Raw genomic sequence first — 16,991 nt, forward strand, 5'->3', positions numbered from 1 at the left:
ATATCTATAAAATAGATAATGAAAAGATAAACACTATCAGAACGGTAAAAGATTCAGATAGTATTTATAAAAAAATTACAGGAGGAAAAAGATTATGTTAGTAAGCCAAGTGGAGACTCCAGCGTTGATTGTTGATCTTGACAGTTTGGAGGAAAATTTATGTCTGTTTAAGGAGCAGGCCGAAAAAACGGGAATTGCAATGCGCCCACATTTCAAATCAAATAAGTGTCCGGCAATTGTGCATAAGCAGATTGAATATGGTGCAAAGGGCATTACCTGTTCAAAGGTGGAAGAAGCAGAGGATTTGATTGATTGTGGTATCAAGGATGTTCTGATAGCAAATCAGATTGTTGATAAGGGAAAGATTGCAAGTGTTGCTACGTTGGCGGGGCGATGCCATCTCGGAGTTTGTGTTGACAATGCCAAGAATATTGATGATTTAGAAGCAGCCGCAGCCGTACAAGACAATATAATTTACTGTCTTGTAGAATTTGAAATTGGAATGAACCGTTGTGGTGTAACTACGAAGGAAGAACTTTATGATCTTGCGGCGAAGATAACAGCGTATCCGCATCTGAGATTTGAAGGTATTCAGGCATACGCAGGGCACTTATCTCATGAGGAAGATTTTGAGAAGAGACAGTCTGCCTCTGACGAGGTTGAAAAAAAGCTTACAGAAGCTAAAGAATATGTTGAATCTAAAGGGATCAAGGTAAAAGAAGTAAGCGGATCTAGTACAGGGACAGTTTTTTTCAGACCTAAAGGAAGTGTTTATACAGAACTCCAGGCAGGGAGTTATGTATTTATGGATGTGGCATATGGAAAACTAAAACTTCCGTTTAAGCATTCGTTATTTGTTTTGAGCACAGTAATTAGTACTGAGAATAATAAAATAATTGTAGATGCGGGAAGAAAATCTGCTGCATCAGATCAGGCGTTGCCAATATTCTTAGAGTATCCGGATATTCCAGCAAAAGTAAGTGAAGAGCATACTGCGATTCCGAAAGAAAATCGAGATGTTTTAGTTGGAGATAGGCTTCATTTGATCCCCGGTCATTGCTGCACAACGGTGAATATTCATGACAGCTTATATCTCGTACGAAAAGGAGAAATAGTGGATCGAGTAGCGATTTCTTCAAGAGGAAAAAGTCGTTAATTAAATAAGTGAGGAGGATATTAAATATGCTTTCATTCGAAGAACAACGTATTTTGAATCTAGGACAGGCATTGGACGCGTTGATGACGGCAGATATACATTCAAGAGGAATTATTAAACCGATTTATGACAATATGTTTGAAAGGGTGGGAGAGCCCTTATCAACAAATGCAGCAAAGAAACTTCTTAACGCAATGCTTCGACCGAATCCTATAGTTTTGATTGGGACAGGTTTTTTAGTAAAACCAACGTTTCGTCCGGAAACGGATGGACCGATTTCTTCGGCACTTTTGGCGCGTGCAATATCGTTGTTGGGAGGGATTCCAATTATTGTTTCAGAACAAAATAGTATGGATGTCTTAAAGGCTGCTTGTACAGAAGCAGAATTGATAGTTACGAATACGATTGAGGATGCAATAGAACGCCCTCATTCGGTTGCCCTTGTGATAATGCCTCCGGCAAAACAGGAAGAAGAGACAAGGAAAGTGATTGAGCAGCTATTGTCATTATCTCCAGTTGGTATGGTTTCAATTGAGCATCCGGGAAAGGCTGATGATGGAAAATATTATAGTCTACTAGGGTATGAACTGAAAGATTGGCCGGGTGCCATTGATGATTTAATGGAGAGGGTCTCTGAACAGGGAGGATGTACCATTGGGATCGGTGATGGCGGCAATGAGGCAGGTATGGGATATTGCAAGCCCGAATTAGATGAGATTGTTCCATACGGAGCCGTTATTGGTACGACTGGCAGCTGTGATGCGCCAATTATTGCTTCTATTTCAGAATATGGTGCCTATGCATTAATTGCAGCGTTGGAATTTGTTTCCGGGAAGAAGGTTCTGCAGAGTCCAGATCTTGAAGAACGTGTCTTGCGTGCCGCAATCAGAGCTGGATCCGTATGCGGGTGTTCGGGAAGACCAACAGCGGCAATTGACATGATCGATGTGGAGTATATTCGTTCTTATGTAAATATGCTCCAATGCGTGGTGACATCGACAGTGAAATTCAGCCCGACACGTCCTTTTTTTATTGACTTCTGCCGTGGTGCAGAAGTAGGTGAACCAGGAACTTATAGCGGAGGACATGGAAAATAAAGTATCAGGAGGAGAAAGAAGTATGAAAAAAAATAAGAAAATTGTAGCGGCAACTTTAATGGTATGTATGGTTTTGTCACTTGTTGCCTGTGCTGGTAAAACGGAAAAACAATCGAAAAATTCCTCGGATAATGGTGCAGCGAATGAAACGTATAATTGGGACTTTTTTCTGAGTCTTCCTCAAACTTATGTTAGAAATGAAGGTTTGTTAGAGTTCGTGGATAATATTAAAGATCAGACAGAAAATCATGTAAACATTTCTGTCTATTCGGCAGGTGAACTTCCGTATACAGGAACGGAAGCAATTGATATATGCTCTACAGGAACTGTTCAGATGTCTGATGCGAATACAGCGAATATTGCGGGCACATCAAAGACGGGGGCTATTTGTACTTATCCATTTTTGTGTTCTGATTGGGAGTCATTCCATACAATGATGGATACGATTACGCCTTATTTTACAAAGGAAATGGAAGAACAGGGGATTCATGTTCTATTCTTTATGCCAGATTCTCTTCAGTACATGTTTGGAAAGGGAAGTCCGTTGACAAGTTGGTCAGAAATGAAAGGACGCAGTATGCGCGGACAAAATTCATATATGCAGCAGTTTGCAAGCCTGGTTGATGCGAATTCTGTTGCTATTACCAGCAATGAAATCGCAACTGCAATTTCAAAGGGGGTCATTGACAGTTTTGTCACCTCATCCATGACAACAGAATCCAGTGCTTACTATGAATTTATTGACTGGGCAAACAAAACACCATTTAGTGCGAATGGTTCTTTTATTATGGTGAATCAGTCGGCTTGGGACAGTATTCCGGAAGAGTATCAGAAGATAATAGAGGATGAAGGCAGCAAGCTTACCGAAAAATATTGGAATACGTTTATACCAGAAGAAGATAAAAAAGCTCTTGATATCATTGAAGAGAATAATACTAAAGTTACAGATATAGACGAGAATCTTTCGGCAGAGGGAAGGAAAATCGTTGAAGGGTACTATACAAAATGGGCAGATGAGGCTGGTGGGCAGGCACCTGAGACCTTGAAAGCAGTCTATGAAGCACTTGGTTATTAGAGGGATAGGATTGGCTGAAAGGAATGAATAAAAATGAACATTTTGAAAAAAATCTGGTATTATTACCAGAAAATAATGGATTGTCTGACTAGATATGTGGCATTGTTAAGCGGAATCATTTTATTTGCAATGATGGTTCTTGTTACTGTGTATATTGTATTAAGAAAAACCATGGGGCCAGGAAACTTAGATGCAGTCGAAATTAGTGGCTACATGATGGTGTTCATTGTTTTTGGATCCCTTGCAAAAACTTTTAGAGAAGGCGGATTGCTCAGAGTTGAATTACTATATGATAAATATCCGATAAGGATAAAAAAGATTATGGATGTGATTCTTGGAATCGTTGCTCTTATATACTGTTCGATACTGACAAAGTACAGCTGGCAGTTGATGATGAAGTCATATGTAAATGGCACGCGTTCAGTTAGCACATACAGGGTGTTACTTTATATTCCACAGGCGATATTGGTATTTGGCGGGATTCTTTTATTTCTAACGCTTATTGAATATGAAATTGATAAAATAATTAAATTGTTTTCAAAGAAGACTTCCACAGAAAATGGGAAAGGAGAAGAAAAAGAATGAATATAGACTGGCAGATATTATTTATCTTAATGTTAATAATCTTATTCGCACTCCTTTTTGCAGGAGAATGGATTGCATTTACCCTTATGTTAGTTGGCACAATAGGAATACTGATCATAGGTAAGTCTTATGTTTTGAATTCAATTGGACAGATGGCATGGAATACGGTGTGCAGCTTTGATATGACGGCGATTCCATTATTCATACTTATGGGAGAACTTATGGTGCATGGCGGGCTTAGCAAAGGATTTTATCGGAGTGCGGCGATGTGGCTCAGGAGATTACCGGGAGGGCTTTTACAGACGAATATTGTATCCTGTGCGATTTTTGCAGCAATTAGTGGTTCGAGTCCTGCAACAGCAGCCGCAATTGGCTCAGTTTCTTATCCAGAATTGGAAGAGAAAGGGTATGACCGTCAGATGATAGTAGGATCGTTGGCAGGTGGCGGTGCACTCGGAGTACTGATTCCTCCCAGTATCAACATGCTGATTTATGCATCTATCGCTGAGTGCTCCGTTACAAAATTATTTGTAGCGGGCATTGTGCCAGGGGGGCTATGCGCACTGTGCTTTATGTGCTATATAGGTATTCGCAGTGTATTACATCCAGAATTGGCACCAAGAGAGACTGAGAGATATACATTTAAGGAAAAAATAAAGGAATCAGGAGGTTTGTTCTCTTTTATCTTTTTGATTTTTATCGTATTGGGAAGTATATATACAGGGTGGGCAACAACAACTGAAGCAGCAGCACTCGGAGCATTTGTGGCATTTCTTATGACGGTAGTTACCCGTAATTTGACATTGGATGCTTTAAAGGAGTCGTTATTGGCATCTGTGCGCCTAAGTTCTATGATTTTAGCAATTATTTTTGGAGCAAAAGTATTATCCTATTTTATTGCACTTTCAGGAATTAGCAAGGGGGTCACGAACTGGATTGTATCACTGAATCCTTCTATTGTTCTATTGTTTGCCTGTATTATTGTAATGTATTTGGTTTTGGGATGTATCTTGGAAGGGACATCCATGATATATCTTACGATTCCGGTATTACTTCCGATTTTAGTTGCTCTGAACATTGATTTGATCTGGTTTGGAGTTATCCTTACTCTTTTAACAGAAATAGGAATGATTACACCGCCAGTTGGTATTAACTTATATGTTATTCACAGTATAGCTGATAAGAATTGCTCTTTTAGCGATGTAATCAAAGGTGCGCTGCCGTATTGCGCGATGTATTTGTTTGTTACAATTGCGATTATAGCGATTCCGGCATTAGCGCTCTGGTTACCTGGAACCATGTGAAAAATATGTTAGTTTGATAGCTTTGACAGCACGTCTTTAACATAAAGAAGAAAATAATCTATCTTCTTTTGCAACAGAGAACTATTTTGTTTATTTGTAATTACACAGCAGGCACGTGGTGGTGGTGCAGAACAAAGACTGGCAACATATAAGCCAAAGTCTTTTTGGAAAACCCGGGCATTAGAAGCAGGCAGAATACACCAAAAATCACCAAGAGGAAAGAAACTTGAAAGAAGCGAGTTGCTGTTAAGATAAATTCTTTCCTGCCCGGGGGTCCACCATTCATTATGCCATTGCTCAAGTTGAGGAGTCCAGGAATGCACAATCTCTAATTTGGGCTCGAGGTCGAGCGGAGATATTTGTACTTTGTCTTTCAGGCGATCCATGTTATGAAGAATCATGTAATCTTCATTTAAAAGAAGCTCTGAGGATATATCAGGATGAAAAGAATTGGTGTTGACAAAACCGATATCAATATCCTTGGTGTATAGCAAGTCATAAAGTTCCCATGAATGGTGAGTCAAAATACGTAGGGAATAATTAGGGTTTTCTTTTAAAAAACCAGAAAAAACTTGTGGAAAGAGATAAGTGTTAATACTTTCTACACCACCGATGCATAACTGCTCGGTATAAATATTCTGCTTAAGCATTTGAATCTCACGCTCTAAGTCAACCCAGCGAATTGCGTAATCGAGAAAATGTTCGCCTTGTGGTGAAAGCTGAATACCTGCCTGACCACGATTGCGTTCCAGAAGTGGAAAACCGAGTTCATTTTCCAAAAGTTGTAAGCGATGACTTATGGTTGATTGAGAAACACCGAGATTTTGGGCAGCTGGACTTAACCCATTTGCCCGTACTATATTTATAAAGGTTTTTGCTAAAGTGATATCCATGGCTGCTCCTTTTCAGAAAATAATATAAATATATTATAGCAAAAAGATTAAAGTTTATCAATGAAAATGCCTGAGAGAAAGCAATCAGGGAAGGTATATAAAAAGAGGAGAGATATCTTATGAAAGATTCAATACATAAATATTTTCAAATAGGAACTATAAGGTGGATGAGTCATCCGCAAAAAGACGTAGTGGAGTCTGTTCACGAAATTGCATGTGATGATTTTTTCGATGCGATAGAAATATGCCAATTCACAGATGATGAGGTACGAGAAAAGGTAAGGAAGATGCTAAATCAAAGTCATATGCAGGTATGTTATGGTGCGCAGCCGAGACTTTTAGGACCAAAGCTGAATCCGAATGCAATAGATGAAAATGAACGACAAAAAGCAGAGAAAACATTAAAAGAGGCAATTGATGAGGCGAATTACCTGGGAGCAGAAAATGTTGCTTTTCTTGCGGGAAAGTGGGAGGAGAAGACAAAAGAAGAGGCATATAATCAATTACTTAAGACCACTAAAAACATATGCTCTTATGCGGGCAAAAAAGGGATGGGGGTTAATTTAGAAGTTTTTGATTATGATATGGACAAAGCTGTACTGATTGGACCGGCACCGTTGGCGGCACGTTTTGCAGCGGACATGCGCAGCTACTGCAATAACTTTGGACTTCTGGTGGATTTGAGCCATTTTCCAACCACCTATGAGACAAGTCGTTTCGTTATCCAGACGCTTCGGCCCTACATTCGTCATTTTCATATTGGGAATGCTGTAGTTGAACCAGGCGTGGAAGCATATGGAGATCAACATCCACGATTTGGGTTTCCTCATAGTGCAAATGATGTTCCGGAGTTGTTGGACTTCTTTCATGTATTGAAGAATGAAGGATTTTTTTGTTCAGAGAAACCATATGTATTGTCATTTGAAGTGAAGCCGTGGGCTGATGAAGATGCGGATATTGTTCTTGCGAATACAAAGAGAGTAATTAACAGAGCATGGGCTTTATTGGAAGATTAACATCTTTTAAGGAGGAATTTGAATAATGAATATAGTTATTTTGGATGGGTATACAGAAAATCCGGGGGATTTAAGTTGGGAGAAAATTGAAGAATTAGGAAATCTGACGGTGTATGATCGTACGCCGTCGGATGATGAGGAAGAGATTATCCGCCGTATTGGTATGGCAGAAATCGTAGTTACAAATAAAACACCTATTTCAAAAAAAATAATGGATTCATGTACGAATATAAAGCAGATTACAGTGCTGGCAACAGGATATAATGTAGTAGATTATATTTATGCAAAAGAAAAAGGAATCCCGGTTACTAATGTTCCGATTTATGGAACTGCGTCTGTCAGTCAATTTGTCATGGCGCTGTTACTTGAAATTTGTCATCATGTGTCACATCATAGTAGGGCAGTGCATGAGGGGCGTTGGTCATCTAATCCGGATTGGTGTTTTTGGGATTATCCGTTAATCGAATTAAGTGGTAAGACTATGGGGATTATTGGATTTGGACGAATTGGGAAGGCAACTGGAAAAATTGCAAAAGCTATGGGCATGAAGATAATTGCCTATGATAATCACCCAAACAGAACAGGTGAGGAGATCGCAAAGTATGTTGACCTTGATACTTTGCTGGCTGAATCCGATGTGGTTGCGCTTCATTGTCCGCTGTTTCCGGAGACGGAAGGTATTATTAATAAAAAAACTATTGCAAAAATGAAAGACGGTGTCATTATTTTAAACAATAGCAGGGGGCAGCTGATTGTTGAACAAGATCTGGCTGATGCATTAAATTCGGGGAAAATCTATGCGGCAGGTATAGATGTTGTGTCCACAGAGCCAATTCGCGAAACTAATCCGCTGCTTAATGCCCCGAATTGTATTATTACTCCACATATCAGTTGGGCACCAAGAGAGAGCCGGCAACGTATCATCGACTGCACTGTTGATAATATCAAAGCCTGTATAGCAGGAGAACCGATCAATGTAGTTAATAAGTAGAATGATACTTTTCTCTGTTTCTATGTAATAGTGAGAAAAATCTTTTTTGACTTTATCAGGAGGTGACGAATCATTTAGGAAATTGGTTTACAGTAAATTGATTTTAGTATGAGTCAGAAAGGTTTGAGATTGTGTAGCTGTTAAACAAAGTGCACAGTTTTAAGCCTTTATTTTTGGTGAATATATCAGGATATAATTGTTGACGTCATAAACAAAGAGTGCTAAAATTCAAATCAAGAAAAAGGTTTCCGAAAATGCTTTCCCCCCAGAGAGATGAGGAAATGGATTTCTTAACATGGCAGAAAAAGAGGACAGGATCTATTTTAGACACGCACGAACATAGCGGTAGCCGATGATATATTCGATCTCTTTTCTGCCTTTTTAAAAGACGGAAATCTGGAACGGTACAAGTGGGTAGAGGAGAAAAAATAAAGGAGAGAATGAGATGGAAAAAACACCAGTAATAATTGACTGCGATCCGGGACATGACGATGCCATGGCGATTCTGTGGACGCTCGCCAGTCCGGAGCTGGAACTGAAAGCAGTCACGACAGTCGCGGGAAATACCTCGCTGGAAAAAGTAACCGACAACGCGGTCAAAGTCCTGACGAAGGCAAAAGTGTACGACATTCCTGTAGCCAAGGGGGCACCGGAGCCACTGGTCAGAAACTTGATCGTGGAGAACGGCGGAACCATTTTCCATGGCGAGAGCGGACTGGGGGGACCAGAGCTCCCGGAAAATGGATTTGATCTCCAGCCCATGCATGCGGTGGATCTGATGACCCGCATCCTGGAGGAGAGCGACCGCCCGGTGACGATCATTGCAATTGGACCCCTGACGAATCTGGCATTACTGTTTCGACTTCGCCCGGATCTGAAGGAAAAGATTGCGGTCATTTCCATGATGGGCGGCGGGGCAGCCAGAGGAAACTGGACTCCGGCGGCGGAATATAACATATACGCGGATGTGGAGGCGGCCTATGTGGTGTTCCATTCCGGTGTAAAGATTATCATGTCCGGACTGGATGTGACACAGAAGGCTTATATCACCAAGGCGGAAAATGAGATCCTGCGAGCAAAAAACCGTGAGATTGCTGTGTTTGTGGCCGAGCTGATTGACTTCTTTGGAGTGGGGCATTACGAGATTGAAAAGTTTCCGGGCTGCACGCTTCATGATCCGACAGCGGTGGCTGTGCTGACGCACCCGGAGTGGTTTCATATGGTGGAGTGTAATGTGGAGATTGAGATGGACGGGCAGTTCACGAAGGGCATGACGGTCGTGGACGACAAGAACTATCAGGAGAATATTCTCGGAGAAAATGTGAAAAAGAATGCGAAGGTTGTCTTTGATGTGGATCGTGAAAAGTACGTGGAAGATTTCATCGAAGCCATGGGGCGGTTATAGAAGACGACGGGAGCAGGGGCACAGATTCACCGGATTATTATAACCTTAAGGAAAGTGACAAAGGAGGAGAAAAATGAATGTAAAAAAATTAGGGAAACTGACACTGTTTCTGATTCCAATAGGAGTGGGTATCAACTTTGTAGGTTATCAATTGTTCTATGTAATTTTGAAGACACCATTTGCGTGTGATGCAATCGGTACAGTTCTGGTGGGGGCCCTCTGCGGACCACTCGCAGGAGGAATCACGGGTCTGGTCACGAACATGATCAATGCGATCACGAATCCGACCTCCATGTTTTTCGCAGTACTCAGCATACTGTTCGGTGTGGCCGCTGGATTTCTTGCCAAGGCCGGATGGTTCAGCAAGTTGTGGAAGGTTGTCGTCGGATCGTTGGTTTTCGCTGTCATCGGTGGAATCGGAAGTATGCTGATCTGCTGGCCGTTGTACGGATTTGATTTTTACGGATCCACCTCGCAGCTTCTGATTGCGATTCCGCTGTACGAGGCAACACACATCTCCAAGTTCCTGTGTGCAACGATCGCCAGCTTTACCATGGATATTCCGGATAAGATCATCGTGTGTATCGCAGTGTTTGCAATCCTGAAAGCGCTGCCGGTACGGTATCTTGTGAAACTGCCGAACGGAAATGCATTTATCAAGGATAAGGATCTGGACGATTAATAAAATAAACAGCGGCAATGCAGCACACGCCCATGCAGCATTGCCGCTTTCTCTCCATATAAGAGGCAGAGAGAAAGGAGAACTATGGATAACGAAAAATTTATAGACAGTTTCAGAGGCTATCAGACGACAGGAAATTGGCTGATGGATCTGAATCCGCTGACCAAGCTGAACATCGCGCTGGCGACCGGATTTATATCCATGCTGGTCAGGGACTGGAAATTCGGAATTGTTGTCTGCGTCATCTATTTTCTGATTGCAGCTTATGTAAAAAAATTAAAAGGATTTACCAAATCATTTATGGCAGCGTTCGTGGTGCTCGGGCTGTTCACCGTGTTTGTCCGGCTGATTTCCAACCGCGGGGAGGGCAATGTAGTCTTCTCGATTTTGGGGTGGAACTGGACAGATGTGGCCCTGCAGAAGGGATTTGACATGGCATTCTTCATCGTGGGATTTGCCGGTCCAATCATTTTATTTTTCCTGACGACACCGATGAAAGACCTGACCTATGCATGTGAGAAGAAGGGGGTATCGGCGACGGTTTCTTATGTCATTCTGGTATCCTTCAAGACCATCACAGAACTGGGAAAAAGTGCAAGCACGATTCTCGACAGTCAGAAGTCCAGAGGAATCGAGACTGATGGAAATGTGTTTGTGCGGATCAAGGCGCTTCTGCCGATCATAAGTCCGCTGGCACTGAGTGCCATCTCCTATACGGAGGAAAAGACCATCGCCATGGATGCACGCGCATTTTCAGTGACGACGCCACACACCCATCTGCGGGAGCTGAAGCCCTCGGCAGGATATGAGAAATGGCTGGGGCTGTTTTTTGATCTGCTGCTGGTCGGAACGGTTGTCATCAAAATCATGGGAATCATATAAGGAGGAGAACCTATGTCTGAATATATTGAGTTGAAAAATGTTACATACAATTATCCTCTGACCAAAAGGCCATCGCTGGACAGCGTGAACTGCCATTTTGAGGAGGGGAAAGTCTATGGGATCATCGGTGAGAACGCGAGCGGGAAGACTACGCTGTGCAACCTGGTGCGTGGACTGATTCCATTTTTCTATAATGGAGAGCTGGAGGGAGAAGTCCTGATTGACGGAAAGGATGTGCGGGAGTGGGATGAGGCGGAGCTGTCTGTGAAGATCGGCTACGTGTTTCAGAACCCATTTACACAGATCAGTGGAGTGAAGGACACCGTGTTTGAGGAGGTCGGAATCGGCATTGAGAATCTGGGCATGCCAAAAGAGGAAATGATTCAGAAGATCATCGAGGTCTGCAGGCTGCTGAAAATCGAAGAGCTGATCCAGAAAAATCCGCTGGAGCTTTCCGGCGGGCAGTGCCAGAGAGTGTCGTTTGCATCGATCATCGCGATGGATTCCAAAATCATTGTCATTGATGAACCTACATCGCAGTTGGATCCGGAAGGAACCAAGGACGTATTCGAGATCATCCAGTTGCTGAAGGAGGCTCATAAGACAATCATTCTGGTGGAGCATAAGGTGGATCTGATTGCAAAGTACTGTGATGAGGTTGTTGTAATGAGCAAAGGGACGGTCGTAATGCAGGGATCGACGCATGAGGTTTTATCCAGCGACCGGCTGTTTGAATATGGCGCTCCGATTCCGCAGGCAGCTATTCTCGGGCACCGCATGACGGAAGCGGGGAAGAGACTGGACCGGATTCCGATTACCAATGAAGAAGCGGTGGAACTGATTCGGAAGAGAGGAGGAAATGAAGTATGGCAATCGAATTAAAGGATGTTTCTTTTTCTTATCCAAACGGGTATCTTGCGAATGAACACCTGAACCTGACCATCAATCAGGGGGAGAAGGTGGGCATCATCGGTCAGAACGGTGCGGGAAAGACTACCGCGGTGAAGCTGATGAACCGTCTGAATAAACCGACGGAGGGAGATGTCATTATTGACGGCATTAACACGAAGGACAAGACGACGGCACAGATTGCAAAGTACGTGGGCTATGTGTTTCAGAACCCGGATGACCAGATCTTCAACCAGACGGTGAAGGACGAGGTACGCTACATGCTCAAAAAATCCAGGATGGACCCAAAGCTGATCAAGGAGAAGAGTGATCGTGCTCTGGAGCTGACCGGGCTGATCGACAGCAAGCGGAAAAATCCGTTTGATCTGCCGCTGCCGACCAGAAAGTTCTTAACTATTGCCGCGGTCATCGCGACGGATCCGAAATATATCATACTGGACGAGCCGACGGCGGGCCTTGACATCAGGGGAATTGAAGTGCTGGAAAAGTTGATGGATACTCTGACAGCCGAGGGGATGGGGGTCATCACGATCACGCATGATATGGAATTTGTGGCGCGTAATTTTGACCGGATCGTGGTTATGGCGCACAAAAATATTATCATGGATTCCACAGCGCAGGAGGTGTTTGCGCGCAACGATATCATCGAGGACGCGCGGATCAAGAAGCCGGAGATTGCATTGATCGCGGAGGTGCTTGGAATCAGGGAGGAGATTTTGTTTGTGGATGAACTGGTGGATCTGCTGCCGTAGTGGAAGGCTTACGCTGCTGCGGTGTCGGAAGAGATTATGTAGGAAAGAGTGAATAAGATGAAATATGATTTCGATAAAGTAATTGACAGGAGACATAGTCCTTACAGCTATAGTATGAAGTGGGGGACGAGCAAGCTGGTATCAGAGATGGTGGAAATGCAGAGCATCCCGGATGATTCTATCGCAGTCTACACGGCGGATATGGATTTCCGGTGTGCCGACCCCATTATAAAGGCCATGCATGCGGTGGCGGACCATGGAATATTCGGTTATTCCATCCAGGATGAAGCGCCGCGATATTATGAGGCAATCTGTGGCTGGTTCGCGAGAAGAAGGAACTGGAAGATCAAAAAGGAAGAAATTGTCTATATTAACGGAACGGTCGAGGCCATGCGGCAGGTGATCTGCGCGGTGACGAACCCAGGGGACGGCGTAATTATCCAGAAGCCTGTTTACGGCCCTTTTTCCGGGGCGATTGAATATACGAAGAGAACACTTGTGAACAATTCGCTGGTGGAGAAGGCGGACGGGTATTACGAGATGGACTTTGAGGATCTGGAACAGAAATGTAAGGATCCGCGTAACAAGCTGATGTTTTTATGCAGCCCGCACAATCCCGTCGGCTCATCGCAGAGCAGAATATCCGGGTTTTTGATCAGTGCCCGGCCGATCGCCGTCCGCTGCTGCTGTCCGCCCGACAACTGGTTGGGCAGCTTGTGCTGGTGCTCGTAAAGCCCGAGCGTCTGCAGCATATCTTTGATATCCAGCGGCTTCTCACTCAGATATGCCCCCACCTCGATATTCTCCCGGATGGTCAGATTGGGGATCAGATTATACATCTGGAAAATGTACCCCAGGTGTCTGCGCCGGTACAGCGTCAGCTTCTTCTCCTTCATCTCTCCCGTCTTCTCTCCGTCTATGGAGATGTATCCCGCATCCGGACTGTCGATTCCACCAATGATGTTGAGCAGCGTGGACTTTCCGGAGCCGGACGGGCCAAGGAGTACACAGAATTCCCCACGCTCGATGTCCAGATTTATCCCCTTTAGTACCTCAATCCGGTTCTCCGATTCCCCAAACGATTTTCTTATATTATTGATTTCCAAAAACATAGTGTGCCCCCATCTCATTCTGTATTAGCGTTTTCTATCTATTGTTAGTAGTCACTATCGTTAGTTTTAACTAACAATATAGCACTTTTCAGATTTTTGTCAATAGAATCCCCGCAAGTGAACGCCTACAAGATAGATACCATTGTAAAACTCCTTTAGAAGTAAGGGCCGAAGCGCGGTCACCTCAGTGACCATATTCCATTTGTGCGTAGTGCGCATCCCCCGGAGGGTTTTTATGTAATAGAGGAAAGTTCAGAGAACTTTCCTCTATTACATAAAAAAACGACCACACCAATTTGTATGATCGTTCCTCTACACTTTGTTTTAGATATTTGACCTGTCTGCTTGACAGAGGATCCGTTTGCAGTGGGATCCGTTTATAGTGGGTCCATTTACAGGGGATCCGGCTTACAGAATATCAATATATTCCCCTGCTAGCGCCTTATTCATACTCCGCACCGCACAGAATTTTCCGCACATAGAACAGGTATCATCATGCTCTGGCTTGCGGTCATCCCGGATTGCTTTTGCAGTCTCCGGATCGATGGCGCACTCCCATTGCGCCTCCCAGTCCAGCTTCTGGCGGGCATCCGCCATCTTGTCATCCATCTCTCTGGCCCCGCGGACGCCCTTGGCGATGTCTGCCGCATGGGCTGCGATCTTGGACGCGATGATTCCCTGCTTTACATCCTCCACATTTGGCAGGGCAAGGTGCTCTGCCGGAGTCACATAGCAAAGAAATGCCGCTCCCGCCGACGCTGCCACTGCTCCACCGATGGCTGATGTAATGTGGTCATATCCCGGTGCGATATCGGTCACCAGCGGGCCCAATACATAGAACGGCGCCCCCTGACAGATCGTCTGCTGAATCTTCATGTTGGCCGCAATCTGGTCCAGCGGCATGTGCCCCGGTCCTTCCACCATCACCTGTACATCCTTTGCCCACGCACGTTTCGTCAATTCGCCCAGGCGCACCAGTTCCTCGATCTGACACACATCGGATGCATCCGCAAGACATCCCGGTCTGCACGCATCTCCCAGAGAGATTGTCACATCATACTCCCGACAGATTTCCAGAATCTCGTCATAATATTCATAAAACGGATTCTCCTCGCCTGTCATACACATCCACGCAAACACGAGTGAGCCGCCTCTGGATACAATGTTCATCTTCCGCTTATGGTTTTTGATCTGGTCAATAGTCTTTCTGGTGATTCCACAGTGCAGCGTCACAAAGTCGACACCATCCTCCGCATGGAGCCTTACCACATCAATAAAATCCTTCGCCGTCAAAGTTGCCAGATCTTTCTGATAATGAATCACTGAATCATAGACCGGCACGGTCCCGATCATTGCCGGACACTCCGATGTCAGTTTTTTTCGAAACGGAATCGTATTGCCGTGAGAGGACAGATCCATGATCGCATGGGCACCCATTTTCACGGCCTCCATCACCTTTTCCATCTCAACATCGTAATTCTTGCAGTCTCTTGAAACTCCCAGATTCACGTTGATCTTCGTCTGCAGCATAGAGCCCACGCCCTGCGGGTCAATGCACTTGTGGTTTTTGTTGGCGCAGATTGCCACCTTGCCTGCTGCCACGAGCGGCATCAGCTCCTCGATTGTCATCCGCTCCTTTGCCGCCACCGACTCCAGTTCCTTTGTCACGATTCCTTTTCTTGCTGCTTCCATCTGTGTTGCGTACTGTTCCATCTTTCATCCTCCTTGTGAAATCTGCGGGAAGAGAGTCCAACTTGTTTTGGATAATGCGCATCCCCCGGAGGGGTTTTTATGTAATAGGAAAGTTCAGAGAACTTTCCTATTACATAAAAAAACGATGAGTCCGCAAAAGAGTCTCATCGCCAAAATCATCAACTATCTCCCTACGTTAGCATTACCTAAATCAGGTTAAAGGTCTAAGCAGTATCAGCTTACTCTCAGCCCACTACTGTGAGCTCCCTGTTATTATTGTCTGCAGTTTTAGAAAAACTGCATTTACTTTTTTATTATAACAGAGCCTGGAATAATTGCAACTGTCGTGTACGATTTGTTTTGTTTTTTGTATCCTATTCGTCGTTGTGTTTCATGCATCTGTATGCTAAAATAAAAACAAGCATTAATTTTCTATTTTCTTAAACGTGAAAACGTTCTATTTAATTTGCCAATCGGCAATTCTTGGAAATTTTCGATGCTTATTACCAATTCACAGGCAGAGAGGATTTTCCAGGGTAAAAAGAACCGGAATTTCTCCTGCACAATTAATTTCAGGAGGAATTTTATGACAGAAAAAAGAACAGAAGATGAAACCCAGAAAAGAAACAGCGGAATTGCAAGTGTGCAGGGATATTCTGCAGAGAGTACAGGCGATATCTCCATACCGCAGAGAACATACAATCCAAACCTTCCACTACGAGATTTATTCTATGTAGCCAAAGTCTATCAAGGGATGACAAAAGATAACAACCTTTACGGCCGCCTTATCGTAGAGATTCCTGCGCCAAAATTTATTGTCTTTTACAATGGTGTTGAAAAGCAGCCGGAACGGCAGGAACTGAGACTGTCCGATTCCTTTCAGAAAACGGGCAACGAGGTCTGTCTGGAGCTGAAGGTTCTGATGCTTAATATCAATCCCGGATACAATGAAGATCTCATGGAAAGTTGCAGAACGCTGCGGGAATACATGCTGTATGTAGAAAAAGTCCGGAAATATGAAAAATCTATGGAACTAAAAAGTGCAGTAGAACGGGCAGTCAATGAGAGTGTCAAAGAGGGCATATTGGCAGAGTTTCTGACGAAATACAGAGCGGAGGCGACGAGTGTGAGTATATTTGAATATGATGAAGAAAAGCATATGCAGCAGGAACGGGAGCAATGGGAGCAGATCGGGGAGCAGAAGGGCGAAAAGGGCGGCGCCGCCAAAAAAGTTATTGCTCTGATCATAAAGAAAAAAGCAAAGGGCTACGATACGTCCACCATTGCAGACCATCTGGAAGAACCGGAAGAATCTGTAAAAGCTGTCTGCGAAATGATCGATGAAAATCCTTCCATCAGTGTGGAGGACATTTGGAAACAGCTCCGCCCGGGAGCGGAGGGACATCTTTTATAAGGTTATATGGCGGTCTATCGTGGGAT

The 16,991-nt window shown here is 43.9% G+C and carries 15 protein-coding genes, 2 pseudogenes and 1 riboswitch; of the genes and pseudogenes, 14 read left to right on the forward strand and 3 right to left on the reverse strand.

The annotated features are described in order from the left end of the window. Positions 1-94: 94 nt before the first annotated feature. From BUB85_RS04340 to BUB85_RS04360, 5 genes are read left to right on the forward strand one after another with little or no spacing between them, the layout of a single operon-like run. Positions 95-1,156: a DSD1 family PLP-dependent enzyme gene (locus BUB85_RS04340; RefSeq protein ID WP_073105775.1), complete on the forward strand. Its 1,062-nt coding sequence runs from the start codon at positions 95-97 to the stop codon at positions 1,154-1,156. Between the two features lie 26 nt (positions 1,157-1,182). Further along, the gene (locus BUB85_RS04345; protein WP_073105778.1) at positions 1,183-2,253 is read left to right on the forward strand and encodes a glutamate cyclase domain-containing protein; all 1,071 of its coding nucleotides are present in this window, start codon (positions 1,183-1,185) and stop codon (positions 2,251-2,253) included. A gap of 22 nt (positions 2,254-2,275) precedes the next feature. After that, on the forward strand, positions 2,276-3,328 hold the full coding sequence (locus BUB85_RS04350; RefSeq protein WP_073105781.1) for a TRAP transporter substrate-binding protein: 1,053 nt from the start codon (positions 2,276-2,278) through the stop codon (positions 3,326-3,328). A gap of 33 nt (positions 3,329-3,361) precedes the next feature. Beyond that, positions 3,362-3,913, forward strand: coding sequence for a TRAP transporter small permease (locus BUB85_RS04355; protein WP_073105783.1), 552 nt, complete (start codon positions 3,362-3,364; stop codon positions 3,911-3,913). Continuing rightward, positions 3,910-5,217, forward strand: coding sequence for a TRAP transporter large permease (locus BUB85_RS04360; RefSeq protein WP_073105786.1), 1,308 nt, complete (start codon positions 3,910-3,912; stop codon positions 5,215-5,217). The genes BUB85_RS04355 and BUB85_RS04360 overlap by 4 nt, the downstream gene beginning before the upstream one ends. An 8-nt stretch (positions 5,218-5,225) precedes the next feature. On the opposite strand, the gene BUB85_RS04365 is transcribed toward BUB85_RS04360, so the two are convergent. After that, the gene (locus tag BUB85_RS04365) at positions 5,226-6,110 is read right to left on the reverse strand and encodes a LysR family transcriptional regulator (RefSeq protein WP_073105789.1); all 885 of its coding nucleotides are present in this window, start codon (positions 6,108-6,110) and stop codon (positions 5,226-5,228) included. A gap of 119 nt (positions 6,111-6,229) precedes the next feature. On the opposite strand from BUB85_RS04365, the gene BUB85_RS04370 reads away from it, so the two are divergent. The 8 genes and pseudogenes from BUB85_RS04370 to BUB85_RS21965 all read left to right on the forward strand — a co-directional run. After that, entirely contained in the window at positions 6,230-7,126 is an 897-nt protein-coding gene (locus BUB85_RS04370; RefSeq protein ID WP_073105792.1) for a sugar phosphate isomerase/epimerase family protein, read from the forward strand. Positions 7,127-7,151: 25 nt separating this feature from the next. Continuing rightward, a complete protein-coding gene (locus BUB85_RS04375) occupies positions 7,152-8,117 on the forward strand; it encodes a D-2-hydroxyacid dehydrogenase (protein WP_073105794.1) in 966 nt (321 codons plus the stop codon). Between the two features lie 445 nt (positions 8,118-8,562). Next, the gene (locus tag BUB85_RS04380; RefSeq protein ID WP_073105797.1) at positions 8,563-9,522 is read left to right on the forward strand and encodes a nucleoside hydrolase; all 960 of its coding nucleotides are present in this window, start codon (positions 8,563-8,565) and stop codon (positions 9,520-9,522) included. Between the two features lie 73 nt (positions 9,523-9,595). Continuing rightward, positions 9,596-10,204: an ECF transporter S component gene (locus tag BUB85_RS04385; RefSeq protein ID WP_073105799.1), complete on the forward strand. Its 609-nt coding sequence runs from the start codon at positions 9,596-9,598 to the stop codon at positions 10,202-10,204. Positions 10,205-10,288: 84 nt separating this feature from the next. After that, positions 10,289-11,086 carry an energy-coupling factor transporter transmembrane component T family protein gene (locus tag BUB85_RS04390; RefSeq protein ID WP_073105802.1) on the forward strand — a complete coding sequence of 266 codons (798 nt, stop codon included), beginning with the start codon at positions 10,289-10,291 and terminating at the stop codon, positions 11,084-11,086. A 12-nt stretch (positions 11,087-11,098) separates the two neighbouring features. Continuing rightward, positions 11,099-11,968: an energy-coupling factor ABC transporter ATP-binding protein gene (locus BUB85_RS04395; RefSeq protein WP_073105804.1), complete on the forward strand. Its 870-nt coding sequence runs from the start codon at positions 11,099-11,101 to the stop codon at positions 11,966-11,968. Further along, positions 11,953-12,747 carry an energy-coupling factor ABC transporter ATP-binding protein gene (locus tag BUB85_RS04400; protein ID WP_073105808.1) on the forward strand — a complete coding sequence of 265 codons (795 nt, stop codon included), beginning with the start codon at positions 11,953-11,955 and terminating at the stop codon, positions 12,745-12,747. Before BUB85_RS04395 ends, BUB85_RS04400 begins: the two co-directional genes overlap by 16 nt. 237 nt (positions 12,748-12,984) lie before the next feature. Beyond that, positions 12,985-13,314 (forward strand): annotated as a pseudogene (locus BUB85_RS21965) (aminotransferase class I/II-fold pyridoxal phosphate-dependent enzyme); the annotation flags it as partial. Between the two features lie 11 nt (positions 13,315-13,325). Here BUB85_RS21965 and BUB85_RS04410 read toward each other — a convergent pair. Together BUB85_RS04410 and thiC are read right to left on the reverse strand one after the other, a co-directional pair. Further along, a pseudogene (locus BUB85_RS04410) lies at positions 13,326-13,859 on the reverse strand (ABC transporter ATP-binding protein); the annotation flags it as partial. 408 nt (positions 13,860-14,267) lie between these two features. After that, a complete protein-coding gene (thiC, locus tag BUB85_RS04415; RefSeq protein WP_073105815.1) occupies positions 14,268-15,572 on the reverse strand; it encodes a phosphomethylpyrimidine synthase ThiC in 1,305 nt (434 codons plus the stop codon). A 150-nt stretch (positions 15,573-15,722) separates the two neighbouring features. Next, a riboswitch (TPP riboswitch) is annotated at positions 15,723-15,830 on the reverse strand. 307 nt (positions 15,831-16,137) lie between these two features. On the opposite strand from thiC, the gene BUB85_RS04420 reads away from it, so the two are divergent. Next, entirely contained in the window at positions 16,138-16,965 is an 828-nt protein-coding gene (locus tag BUB85_RS04420; protein WP_073105818.1) for a hypothetical protein, read from the forward strand. The last annotated feature ends 26 nt before the right edge of the window (positions 16,966-16,991 follow it).

It is taken from the genome of Hespellia stercorisuis DSM 15480, from assembly GCF_900142165.1.
In the GTDB taxonomy this organism is placed as follows: Bacteria; Bacillota; Clostridia; order Lachnospirales; family Lachnospiraceae; genus Hespellia; species Hespellia stercorisuis.